The 11,796-nt window shown below is 58.0% G+C and carries 15 protein-coding genes; 6 read left to right on the top strand and 9 right to left on the bottom strand.

From position 1 onward, the window contains the following. Positions 1–2: 2 nt before the first annotated feature. Positions 3–263, bottom strand: coding sequence for a hypothetical protein (locus IB264_RS31290; protein ID WP_146160916.1), 261 nt, complete (start codon positions 261–263; stop codon positions 3–5). A 119-nt stretch (positions 264–382) separates the two neighbouring features. On the opposite strand from IB264_RS31290, the gene IB264_RS35685 reads away from it, so the two are divergent. Next, the gene (locus tag IB264_RS35685; protein WP_371412302.1) at positions 383–823 is read left to right on the top strand and encodes a glycoside hydrolase family protein; all 441 of its coding nucleotides are present in this window, start codon (positions 383–385) and stop codon (positions 821–823) included. Positions 824–976: 153 nt separating this feature from the next. Here IB264_RS35685 and IB264_RS31295 read toward each other — a convergent pair whose 3' ends face one another. From IB264_RS31295 to IB264_RS31310, 4 genes are all read right to left on the bottom strand, one after another. Beyond that, positions 977–1,720, bottom strand: coding sequence for an SOS response-associated peptidase (locus IB264_RS31295; protein WP_057206431.1), 744 nt, complete (start codon positions 1,718–1,720; stop codon positions 977–979). Between the two features lie 12 nt (positions 1,721–1,732). Continuing rightward, on the bottom strand, positions 1,733–2,056 hold the full coding sequence (locus IB264_RS31300; protein WP_063963246.1) for a hypothetical protein: 324 nt from the start codon (positions 2,054–2,056) through the stop codon (positions 1,733–1,735). Between the two features lie 5 nt (positions 2,057–2,061). Next, positions 2,062–2,310: a hypothetical protein gene (locus IB264_RS31305; protein WP_057206290.1), complete on the bottom strand. Its 249-nt coding sequence runs from the start codon at positions 2,308–2,310 to the stop codon at positions 2,062–2,064. Between the two features lie 99 nt (positions 2,311–2,409). Next, complete coding sequence (locus IB264_RS31310) at positions 2,410–2,562, bottom strand: hypothetical protein (RefSeq protein WP_164474987.1); 153 nt, start codon at positions 2,560–2,562, stop codon at positions 2,410–2,412. A 243-nt stretch (positions 2,563–2,805) separates the two neighbouring features. On the opposite strand from IB264_RS31310, the gene IB264_RS31315 reads away from it, so the two are divergent. Further along, on the top strand, positions 2,806–3,033 hold the full coding sequence (locus IB264_RS31315) for a hypothetical protein (protein ID WP_375154991.1): 228 nt from the start codon (positions 2,806–2,808) through the stop codon (positions 3,031–3,033). 107 nt (positions 3,034–3,140) lie between these two features. Here IB264_RS31315 and IB264_RS31320 read toward each other — a convergent pair whose 3' ends face one another. From IB264_RS31320 to IB264_RS31335, 4 genes are all read right to left on the bottom strand, one after another. Further along, the gene (locus tag IB264_RS31320; RefSeq protein ID WP_107027936.1) at positions 3,141–4,211 is read right to left on the bottom strand and encodes an ABC transporter substrate-binding protein; all 1,071 of its coding nucleotides are present in this window, start codon (positions 4,209–4,211) and stop codon (positions 3,141–3,143) included. 50 nt (positions 4,212–4,261) lie between these two features. Next, the gene (locus IB264_RS31325; RefSeq protein ID WP_057206433.1) at positions 4,262–5,029 is read right to left on the bottom strand and encodes an ABC transporter permease; all 768 of its coding nucleotides are present in this window, start codon (positions 5,027–5,029) and stop codon (positions 4,262–4,264) included. An 85-nt stretch (positions 5,030–5,114) separates the two neighbouring features. Beyond that, complete coding sequence (locus IB264_RS31330; RefSeq protein ID WP_225906398.1) at positions 5,115–5,984, bottom strand: ABC transporter permease; 870 nt, start codon at positions 5,982–5,984, stop codon at positions 5,115–5,117. A gap of 26 nt (positions 5,985–6,010) precedes the next feature. Continuing rightward, positions 6,011–7,126: an ABC transporter ATP-binding protein gene (locus IB264_RS31335; RefSeq protein WP_192434938.1), complete on the bottom strand. Its 1,116-nt coding sequence runs from the start codon at positions 7,124–7,126 to the stop codon at positions 6,011–6,013. 283 nt (positions 7,127–7,409) lie between these two features. Here IB264_RS31335 and IB264_RS31340 point away from each other — a divergent pair, with 283 nt between their 5' ends. The 4 genes from IB264_RS31340 to IB264_RS31355 all read left to right on the top strand — a co-directional run. Beyond that, positions 7,410–8,108 carry a GntR family transcriptional regulator gene (locus IB264_RS31340; RefSeq protein ID WP_192434939.1) on the top strand — a complete coding sequence of 233 codons (699 nt, stop codon included), beginning with the start codon at positions 7,410–7,412 and terminating at the stop codon, positions 8,106–8,108. A gap of 102 nt (positions 8,109–8,210) precedes the next feature. Then, a complete protein-coding gene (locus tag IB264_RS31345) occupies positions 8,211–9,569 on the top strand; it encodes an aspartate aminotransferase family protein (protein ID WP_084815217.1) in 1,359 nt (452 codons plus the stop codon). Beyond that, a complete protein-coding gene (locus tag IB264_RS31350; protein WP_192434941.1) occupies positions 9,566–11,275 on the top strand; it encodes an acetolactate synthase catalytic subunit in 1,710 nt (569 codons plus the stop codon). Before IB264_RS31345 ends, IB264_RS31350 begins: the two co-directional genes overlap by 4 nt. A 29-nt stretch (positions 11,276–11,304) precedes the next feature. Continuing rightward, a partial coding sequence (locus IB264_RS31355) for an SDR family NAD(P)-dependent oxidoreductase (protein ID WP_309141681.1) occupies positions 11,305–11,796 on the top strand: 492 nt, incomplete at its 3' end.

Here is an 11,796-nt window from a genome sequence, read left to right on the forward strand (position 1 = left end):
TGCTATTTCCAGATCTGCCTTACGTTAGATGTTCGCAGCAGTCGATCGACATCTCTTTCGATTTCAGCGAGGACGGCGTTCAAACCGTCGAGATCGACGTGGTCATGACGGAGCGCAACGATCAAGTCATCTCGGGCCATGGCGGCGAGTGCGTATTCTTCACATAACGCACGAAAGGCCGGGCTCCGTTGCGCTTCGATCATCGCTCGCAGCACTGGGAGCCGCATTTTCAATCGGGATCTGCCGATCCTTTCAAGGTCCATAACGGTCTCTCCTGACCTGGCCTTGCCGCCTATCAACTATCGCATGTTTCCCTGAAAATAAAAGAGGTTAGCACCATGACACGACGCATCAACGCGGCGGGCCTTGCGCTCGTCAAGCAGTGGGAAGGCCTGAAGACGAAAGCCTTCGAGACGTAGGCGGGATCTGGACCACTGGCTACGGCCATACAAGCGCGCCCGGTGCGCCTGCGATGACGCCGAACATGGTGATCACCGAGGCAAAGTCCGAAGAGATCCTGCGCGCCGATCTGGCCAAGTTAGAGGAGCGAACCGACGCTAAGCTCGAACATCTTGGTGTTGGCATTCATCGAGCGCGAAATGCACTTGCGGAGGGCGATCACGGTCTCACGGCGGATCTTCTGCGAGATTTCGGGGTAGGGTGCCCCGGGCCAGGTGATCCCAGAGCGCTGCGTTGCTTGGGGCTGGGGCGTCGCTCTGGGATCATTAGCGCCAATGGTGCGGTTGGCGCTCAACCAGCAATGGCAGGACCATTTAGATTCGGCAATGCAACTAGGACCTTTGTCTGCATGGATCGGACTTAAGTCCTAGGTTGTGCTGTCCGCCGCTGCATGCAGGATCCTACATCGCCCGATGCGAGTTGGCTGGTGGCGGCAGCTGCTTGTTGGCCTCCGTCCCTCCTGTCGGCTGCGGTGGGTTTATGGTTTCCAGACCTTCATAGTGGACAAGGAAAGGTGTCAACCTGCATTGGCAAGCGCTTGCATGTCTGCCACCTGTACGATCTTCAGCTTGTCGTCGGGTAGGGCGCGCTGCAGTGCGCGCGCTTCTTCCCACGGAGCCGCAAGCCATGTCGCGACCTCGTTCTTCGTCGTCAGAAGCACCGGCATCGCCTTTTGATGGATTGGCGCAACGACACCATTCGGTTCCGTCGTCAGGAATGCGTACAGGTCCAGCGTGACGAGCCCTTCCTTGATCTTGCGAACGCTGGTCCAATCCTTTACCCAGATGCCGGCGAAGAACATCAATGGGTCGTCGGCAGTGCTTGCGAACCACGCGTTTGGTGTGCGGCCGCCCTCGACCTTGCTTGCTGGATCCGGTTCGGCAAAGCGGGTTACGGGGACGACGCAGCGGTTTTCCACTCCCAGCCAACGCTTCCAGTGCTTACTGGATGTGTTGCGAACATTGGTGGTCCCGCCATCGGGCTCCATCTTCACCAGTTCCTCGAAGTCGACCTCTTTCCCTTTGGCGCGGAGCTTGTCGGCGCGCTTCTTCGCGCCCTCGAAAAGCGCCTGGCTTGAGGACGGCATACCCCAGCGCACCATCGCCAGTTCGCGGCGATCCTGGTTGTTGCGAATGATCGGCGCGAAGCGATCGGGGTAGATGTCAACGGACGGCTCGAGGTTGCCGACCAGGTCATGCGTGACCGATACGAAATCGCGGATCGCCTGCTGGTTCGTGGTCAAATTGTAGAGATTGCACATCGTCATTGCCCCTCAGAAAAAGTCGTCTTTCCATACTGGCTTGCGAACCGTCTTGATCCTGACCAGCTTCCGGATGCGGAGCTTCCCAGTGTCGGCTCCCCGTGGCAACTCGAAAACTGCCCGTAAATAATCCTTGTGATTGCATTTCTCGCAGCGAAAGTGCGGAGCGATCTCGTCAATCGGCACATCACCGCAAAGCTGCAGGAGATCGCGACAGCGGTAGCGATGCGTGATGCGGCAATACATGCAGTCGATCCTGACGATCTGGCCGGTCTCCTCGGCCTTTGTCAGGGTATGCATGCGCTGCCGACGGGTTAAGCCATTCTGTTCCGGCATGGTCGTCAGCCTGAAGCGCTTGCGCTTTCTATAACTGCGGCGGCCGGATCGCGGCTCGGGCGCCACCCGCGCGTAAAGCCCAAGCTCATCGAAATTTCGGCCAGTGCGAGCTGTTCGCGCAAATGCCTGCAGTCGGCCAATAGGGTCCGGATGGTGGCCTCGGCATCGCCATTGTGCCATGCGAGGGCCGCGGCGAGTTCGTCAGGCGTCTGATCGACATCGTCGGTCTGGGTGGTTTGCTGAGCGGCGGACATGGTTTCTCCTTGTCCGGGGGGCCTTCCCGGAGCGTTCGTCTTGTAGGTTTTAGGTTGGCGGCCGCATCGCCGGTGAAATTAGAACTTCTTGGCCGGTGGCTATTCAATCCGGTGTTCGAAGTAATACCGATTGGGCGCTACACTGCCGTGGACATAGCCGAATGCGCGCCACTTCGTGCAGCCGGAATGCTCGCAAAGGTGCTCGACCAGGCCGCTTTCTACTCTCTTTGTGGCGCCGATTTCGTCACTCATGCTGCCTGCTTTCCCGCTGTGATGTTCCTAATATGTTCTCGCGATCGCAAGAGTCAATGTCCCTACTTGGGGCGGTTGTTTTTTGATCGATCGCTAATATATTATACAACTCTAACTTTAGGAATTTGATGGCACGGGGGAGACATGCGCCATCAGCATGGCAGAGTTCCACAGCGACGGAGATCACTGCTACGAGATGCGCCGGCCCTGCTTGTCCTTGTAGGCGCCGCAGGCATCGCAGGCGTGACGTCGATCGAGGAGTGGATTTCAGACCCCTCGAAGCTGCTTTCGATGGTCGATCCCGGTTGCACTATCAAAGGCAATGTCAGCATCAATACCGGCGAGCGGATCTACCACGTGCCAGGTCAGGCGCTTTATTCAGAGACCGTGATCAATTCGCATTACGGAGAACGGTGGTTCTGCAGTGAGGCCGAAGCGCGGGCCGCTGGATGGCGAAAAGCACGGCGTTAGCCCTGAGGTGTCACCAAGCGTTGAGAGCTCAACGACACGCCGAACGGACGGCTCAGATCTGCTTGAGAGACCCGAGCTGTCTGTTTCATGTCTGCGGCTTGGCGCTGCTAGCGAAGCCACTCATTCCAGCGTTGCAGCAGTTGCGCCGCATTGGCGTTGATCCACTCTGAATCGGGGACAACCATATAATCCCGGACCTCATCTGCATGCGGCATCGTCTTGCGCACGTCTTCCGACATCAAGGCGATCGCCTCGGTGCTTGGCGGCGTACACGACAGCAATTGGCACGCCTTTGCCTGCGCCTCCGGCGAATTCAGCCAAAAAGCCATCAGCTTCAGCGCGTTCTCACGGTTGCCAGCACCCCTGACAAGCGCAATTCGGTCTCCAACCAAAAACGATGCCTTGTAGGACCAGGCGATCGGTAACCCTTCGTTCTGCATCGCCTTTGCGCGCGTCAGCCATATCTGTCCAACTGAATAGTCGCCATTGCGAAACCCTTGCACACTCTGGTCGCCGGTCTTCCACCACACCGAAACTGCGGGCCGGATCTCGTCGAGTTTTCTTAACGCGCGCTCGACGTCAAGCGGAAACAGCTCCTCACGGCTGACACCATCGGCAAGCAATGCCGCTGCCATCACACGCCATGGATCATCGAAGTTCGGAAAAGCACGCTCACCCGGAAACGTCTTGCTGTCCCACATATCGGCCCAGGTCTGCGGCGTCGGATTTCCTTCGCCAGTTCGATAGGCGAGCAATGTGGCTGTCGATTGCAAAAGCGCACCGCCGGCCGCACAGGCGTTGGCACCGAGATCCCTCCGTCCGGCGAACTGTTTGCAGAAATCCGTCAGGTCTTCGGTGACCGCCTTGTGTGCCTTGGATGCCGCCTGGATTTCACCATCGAGATAGAGATCCCAGGTGACATTTCCAGTTTTCACCATTGCCGCGACCTTGGCGCGCATTTCCGCGTTTGTCGCAACGACAGTTACGACCCTTATCCCGGTCGACTTCGTGAAGGGATCGAACCAGGCCTCCTTCAGCGCGCGGTCGTAGGCACCGCCCGTCGAAGCGATGACCACCTGCTCTGCTGCAAGCGATACGGAGGACCAGGTTAGCAGAGGCAAGACGCAGGCAAGCACTATCCGGTGTATTCTAGTCCAACGCAGCGGAATCGAAATCATGGCTGTTTTCCTTTGTAGGATTAGCAGGGAAATGGAAAGCGTCGCTGTGATCAGTTTCGCTTTTGGGCATTGGCCAAATGAATGGCGCCCATCAACATGAGGGAAATGGCCACCAGCACTGTCGAGACCGCGGCGATGACCGGCGTGAGGTTGAAGTCGATATCTTCGAACATCTTTCGTCCGATCGACTTGCCGCCAATATCCGAGATGAAGAACGCGACCGTCGCTTCATCGAACGAAGCCAGAAAAGCGAACACAGCCCCTGCCGCCACACCCGGTGCAATATTGGGCAAGACCACAAGGACGAAGGCCTGAAGCCTGTTGGCCCCGCAGTTCAATGCTGCCAGTTCCAGCGCGGGGTCGAAACGTTGCAGCGCCGCCGTCACCGTGATCATCACGTAAGGTGTGGCAAGCACGGTATGGGCGATGAGAAAGCCGAAGAAGTTGCCCGTAAGCTGCAGCGGCGAGAACACCAGATATAGTGCGACCCCAAGGACAATGTGCGGCACGATCATCGGCCCAAGCGCAAGAGCCTGAAGCGCCGATCTGAAGGGGAGGCGCCCTCTCACGATCGCCAGCGCGGCCATCGTGCCAGTAATCGTGGCCGTCGCAGTCGTAGCAAGCGCGATCTTGAGGCTGAACCAGGTTGCCGCCATCCAGTCCGGGTCACTGAAATAGGCACGGTACCATTTGAGGCTCAACCCGCTCGGAGGAAACTCAATATAGTCCTTTTCGCTGAGTGACATGGGGATGACGATGAGCGTTGGCAGCAGCAAGAAGAAAAGGACGCAACCGATCACGACAGCCAGAGTGATCATGCCGACGGTCTTGGCAAAGACGTGGAAGGCTGACGCGGCGTAATGGTCGCGAACCAGGGACAGACGATTTGGCGAACGTGCGAGATCAATGGACACTGTGCAATCCCTTGCTGAGCGAGAGCGTCTTTCGAAACAGGAAGACGAAGATGAGCGTCACGGTTAAAAGCACCGACGAAAGCGCTGCGGCGAACGGCCAGTCGAGCAGAACAGTCGTCTGCTGTCCGATCAACGTTGCCATCAGCATAGATCCCGGGCCGCCGACCAACGCCGGCGTGATGTAAAAGCCCAGGGCAAGGACAAAGCACAGGACGCTGCCCGCAAAGACACCCGGCAGGCTAAGCGGCAAGGTGACACTGATGAATGCGCGAAACGCTCCAGCACCAAGATTGCGCGCTGCCCTGACATAGTCGGGCGGCAAGGTCCGCAATGTCGAATAGATTGGCAGGATCATGAACGGCATCAACACATGCGTCATTGCCACAATGACCGCGCCCTGCGTGTAGATCAGCTTCAGCGGTCCGTCGGTGATACCGACATCCGCCAAAAGTGTATTCACGATGCCATTGCGCTGGAGAAGAACCACCCACGCGTAGGACCTGACCAGAACCGATGTCCACAAGGGTATGAAGACGCAGGCCGCAACCACCATGGCAACGCCATGTCGCAACCGCGCCATCAGATAGGCGACGGGAAAGCCGAGAAGCAGGCTTGCAATCGTCACAACGAATGCAACCTTCACCGTGCTCGCCAACACGCCGAGATAGAGCGGCTCGGCAACAAGCCGCCGATAGTGATCAAGGCTTCCGCCCTCAAAACTCAGCGCAACCAGCCGGGTGACGGGATAGACGAACCCGAGGACCAGTGCGGCGACAAGTGGCGTCACCAAGCAGACCGAAACGCTACGCGAATAAAACCGTGCGGATGCCTCAGTCGATCGTGGCTGGCGTGCGGCCATGGCCTGCGAAACTTCGGAAAGGCCGCTCATGCCGCATGCCTTTCCGTTTCTGGAAACAAGTGAATGGCTCCATCATCGAGCAGAAGGTCAACCTGATCTCGCTCGTGAAATGGCAATCCTCCATCGGCCGGCAGCTGTATCTGCAACACAACGTCCGGGCGGCTTTCCAGCCGTACCATGACAATATGGACAGAGCCCACAAAGACACAGGTCTCCACGACAGCCGCAAGGCAGCCCGCACCACCTTCACCACACCTGGCAACCCGAACCCGCTCCGGGCGTATCGCAAGCTTTACTGTTTGCCCGGCCGATGGGCCGACATTTCGCGGACCTTGTGAACGAATGGAAAGAACAGTGTCGTCGGAAAGACGCACCACGGCCGTGCCACCTGCGTTCTCGAGGCAACTGCCTTCGATGAAGTTCATGCGACCGATAAAATCGGCAACAAATGCGGAATTCGGATGCCGATAGAGTTCTGTGGGAGGACCGAATTGCATCAACTCGCCGCCGGCCATAACCGCAACGCGGTCTGACATGGTCAGGGCCTCGTCCTGATCATGCGTCACATAGACAACCGTAGCGCCCAGCCGCTCTTGCAGGCGCTTGATTTCGAACTGCATCGCCTCTCGCAGCTTCTTGTCCAGCGCACCCAATGGTTCATCCATCAACAGAACAGGCGGCTCGAATGCCAGCGCTCGGGCTAATGCAACGCGCTGCTGTTGGCCGCCGGACAATTGTTGGGGGTAGCGCTCCCCATAACTTGAGAGCTGCACGAGTTCGAGCATCTCCTCGACCCGTGTGGCAATCCGCGTCTTGTTCGATCGGCCCCGCATCCGCAACGGAAATGCGATGTTTTGATGCACCGTCAGATGCGGAAAAAGAGCGTACTTTTGAAACACCATGCCGATGCCACGCCGGTTGGGAGCAACATGCGTTACATCTCGTCCTCCAATGACGATCTTGCCGGCGCTCGGTCCCTCAAATCCCGCGATCATGTTGAGCGCGGTTGTCTTGCCGGAACCGGAAGGACCGACAAGCGAAACAAACTCACCGGCACTGATTTCAAGCGACAGGCTCGTGACGGCCCTAACACTGCCAAACTGCTTTTCGAGCCCAACAAGCGATAAATATTGACCAATCAATTCTGACTTTCCTTTCAACTGTTCCGGTGACGCTCTGTGGCGTCTAACCTCTGAAGGGCCCGTTTGACGGCCCCGTACCAACAATCCCATCGGGCGACCCGCAGGCGCAGCCAGGGCAAATCAACGGCGATGAAAAAATCCGCGCCAACCTGGCAGGCGGCACCCGTGACGATAATCAAGAAAGCTGCTAGGACTCGTTGATGCGACAAAAGCTTTGCAGAACTTTCATATTTCATTTTTGTTGCATCAAAAATTTGCATTGTCAACTGAGTGAGAGGTTTGAATGGCGGTCCATGTGAGCGAGTTGGCCAATATTGATCGTGCGGCGGAGAACCTTGGCGATGCGGCGTATCGCCAGATGAAGGAGCGGATTATCCGTGGCGTCTACCGTCCGGGGCATAAGTTGACGGTGAGAGCGGTTGCGCAGGACTTAGATGTCAGTACTACTCCTGCGCGTGACGCCATCAATCGGCTGGCAAGCGAAGCGGCGCTCGTCTATGCCGGCCCAAAGACGGTCGTCGTGCCTGTCCTTGATGCAAAAGCCCTGCAGGAGATCACGCTTATTCGGTTGGCGCTCGAGGGGTTGGCTGCGCAGCAGGCCGCCGAACATGTTGTCCCGCAGGACGTGCAGGCCCTTAGGTCTCTGCAAAAACAAATTAATTCAGCACTTGACGCTGGGCAGTACGCAGATGCCCTGTGGCACAACAAGGAGTTCCATTTCGCGATCTTCCGGCTGGCAAAATTGCCGCACCTTGTTTCGATGATCGAAACCCTTTGGTTGCGGATCGGCCCCTCCCTGCACGATCTCTACCCAGAATTTGCAAAGGAGCGGTTTGGCGTTCACAACCATGAGGTTGCGATGGAGGCGCTCGAGGAGCGCGATGGTGCAGCCGTCCGGGCTGCAATGGAGAATGATATTCGCGACGGCTATCGGCGTCTGAGGCGAGCCTGTCGCGAAAGGGCGATTGGCTCGGCGCAATAGAGAATTTGTTGCATGGACTTGACTGTTGGATTTTTTGTTGCAACAAAAGTGTAAAGCTCGTACAAACGACGAGCCGAATTTGTTGCTCAGAAAGCCCAAGCCATGTCAGTTCAAGGAATTCATGCCGCGCAGGCCTCGCCTGCACGGACTAAATCGACACGTCTATTCCGTCGCGCAGTGCCGGTTTTCCCCGGTGGTGTGACCCGCGCCACGGTGGAGAAAGATCCTATCCCGTTTTACGTCGCGTACGGGGAGGGCGCCTATCTGGTTGACGTCGATGGCAATCGTCTCCTCGACCTCAACAATAACTTTACGACCCTTATTCATGGACACGGCTTCGAGCCGGTCCGTCAGGCTGCAAGCGATCTTATGCGGACGGGAACGTGCTTTGCCAACCCGACGCAACACGAGATCGGGCTTGCCGAGTTGCTTGTTGATCGTATCCCGGCCATCGAACAAGTGCGCTTCGTCAACAGCGGCACCGAAGCGGTGATGTTCGCAATCAAAGCCGCCCGCGCATTCACGGGCCGACCTGGAATTGTCAGGGTCGAAGGGGCCTATCACGGCGCTTATGATTGGGCCGAGGCCGGGCAGGCGGTGGCCTCAAACCCAGACGATCGGGCAGCAATCCCACGGGCAATACCTGCCTACCATGGCACTCCTGTAAGTGTCGCCGATGACGTCCATCTCATTCGCTTCAACGACGTGGACGGACTTGAGCAACGCCTACACGCCTTGCGTGACCGTGTCGCCTGCCTGTTGATCGATCCGATGCCCAGCCGCGCCGGTCTTCTTCATCCCAATGCCACCTTCATCGAGGCACTGAGTTCGGCTGCACGCAAGCATGGCATTCTCATCATCGCCGATGAGGTTCTCAATCTCAGGCAGGGCTACGCAGGAGCCTCGCCGCGCTACGGGCTCACCCCCGATCTCGTCACGGCCGGCAAAATCATCGGTGGTGGGTTCCCGATCGGCGCGATCGGTGGACGTGAAGAGATCATGCGGGTTTTCGGTACACAGGTGAACAAGCCTCTGCTGCTGCAGGGCGGCACATTTTCCGCCAATCCCGTCTCCATGGTCGCCGGTCGCGTCGCCATGGAAGCAATGACACATGATAGCTTCAATCACCTGGAGGCGCTTGGAGAACGGCTGCGTGACGGCCTTCGAAGCAGCATCAGCCGCGTTGACGCGCCATTCTCTGTCACCGGCGCAGCTTCGCTGTTTCGAATACACCCCAAAACCAATGCACCAACCGAGTTTCGAGAAGCTTTGCTGAGCGATGCGGAAGGCCTCGTGATGAGGGGACTTGCACGGCATTTCCTTCAACGCGGCATCCTCCTTCCCCATGGCGCCGCAGCCAGCCTTTCGACACCAATGACCAACAGCGACATCGACCTCATCCTCGCTGCCTTCGATGATTTCCTGAGTGTTCACGCCGCCAACGAGAGGGCGCAATCATGACCAATGCCGCAACTGAAACTGTCGCCGAGCGCATTGCCCACATCCTTTGCCGCCACCAGGTGGAAGTCATCTTCGCCCAGAGCCTTCCCTCGGCAGTTATTCTCGCAGCGGAGGCGGCTGGCATCAAACAGATCGCCTATAGGCAAGAAAACATGGGCGGGGCGATGGCCGACGGATATGCCCGCATATCAGGCAAAGTCGCTGTGGTTGCCGCCCAGAACGGTCCTGCCGCGACACTTCTTGTCCCGCCTCTTGCGGAAGCCTTAAAGGCGAGTGTTCCGATCGTTGCGCTCGTTCAGGATGTCGAACGCGACCAAACAGACAGAAACGCATTCCAGGATTTCGACCAGATCGCGCTCTTTCAATCCTGCGCCAAATGGGTCCGGCGCGTTCAAGTCCCAGACCGGATTGACGACTATATCGACGCCGCCTTTACCGCAGCTGCATCCGGCCGCCCGGGGCCAGCAGTCTTGCTCCTACCTGCCGATCTGTTGCGCGCGCCGGCTCAGCCGGCCACCCTTCCGAGATCAAAATGCCTCGGCCGATGGCCACTTGATCGCACGCGTCCCTCTGAAGAAGCCCTCGATGAGGTGGCACGGCGAATTGCATCGGCGAAGGCGCCTATCATCGTTGCAGGTGGCGGCGTGCATGGCTCAGGCGCCGCAGAAGAGCTGACAGCTTTGCAGCATGAAGCAAGCCTGCCGGTGATAACCACCAATATGGGCAAGGGGGTGGTCGATGAGTTTCATCCATTGTCTGCCGGTGTCCTTGGATCATTGACCGGCCCACGCTCGCTCGGACGTCACTCGCTGCCTTTGATTGAAGAAGCTGATCTTGTCCTTCTGGTCGGTACGCGAACCAATCAAAATGGAACGGACAACTGGCGCCAAATTCCAACCTCTGCGACAATCGTACATATCGATGTCGATCCGGCAGAGATCGGACGGAATTATGAGGCAATCCGCCTCGTTGGCGACGCCGCGGAAACACTTTCGGCCCTTCGGGAAGCACTTGGTCGCGTCGACCTTACGCGTCGCAATAATGATCGTGCGCGATTGGAGGAGCGCATCAACGGCTTCTGGACCGCGTTCGAAAGTGATCGTTTAGACGTTGCAACCGCGACTTCCGGGCCCATCCGTCCGGAAAGAGTGATGGCCGAGCTTCAGTCCCTACTGACCGCTGACATGATGGTCGTCGCCGATGCCTCCTATTCCTCGATGTGGGTTGTCGGGCAGTTGCGTGCACCAGGCGTCATGCGGTTTATCACGCCTCGCGGTCTCGCAGGACTTGGTTGGGGTGTGCCGCTCGCGATCGGGGCTAAGGCTGCCCGTCCACAAAGCCCTGTCGTTGCTCTCGTTGGCGATGGCGGCTTCGCCCATAGTTGGGCGGAGCTCGAAACCATGGTGCGCATGCAACTTCCCGTTCTCATCATCGTTTTGAACAACGGCATCCTTGGTTTCCAAAGGGATGCGGAGACCGTGAAATTCGGCAGATACACGACGGCATGCCATTTCGCCGACGTCGACCATGTGCAGATCGCCAAGGCTTGCGGCTGCCCCGCGGTCCGCGTTGAAGATCCTTGTGATCTGGCCGATCTGCTCAAAAGCAGCATCAATGCTGAGGGACCAATGTTGATTGAGGTCATGACAGACCCGGAAGCACATCCTCCTCTTTCTCTCTTTGCCAATATGGATGCGGCAGCATGACAAATCGCCAAACGGAAAGGATCGCCGTGGTGACCGGCGGCACGACAGGTATTGGGCTGGCAACAGCCCAATACCTTCTCGCACGCGGCCACCGGGTTGCGATCTTCGGTCAAAACGAAGGGCATGTGCGAAACGCCAAGGACGATCTTACCCGTGAATTTGGTGCTGAGCGCCTGTTCGCGCGCACCGTTGATCTCGTGCAACCACCTCAGATCACCGCATTCTTTCGTGAGCTCGAGCAAAGCTGGGGAAGTGCTGGTGTTCTCGTTTGCAATGCCGGGGTCTCGCCGAAGGGTGTCGACGGTCCGTCCCCCTTCGATGAGGTCGACCTTAAAGAGTGGAACTCAGTTCTTTCGGTCAATCTAACCGGTGCAATGTTGTGCTGCCAGGCGGTGTTGCCAGGCATGGTCCGGCATGGATTCGGACGCATCGTGTTCGTTGGTTCGATCGCCGGGCGAACGCTTCCCCGCATCGCCGGTAGCGCTTACGTAACCTCTAAGGCAGCAATGGCTGGTCTCGCG

This window comes from Ensifer sp. ENS11 (assembly GCF_014851895.1).
Lineage (GTDB): Bacteria > Pseudomonadota > Alphaproteobacteria > Rhizobiales > Rhizobiaceae > Ensifer > Ensifer canadensis.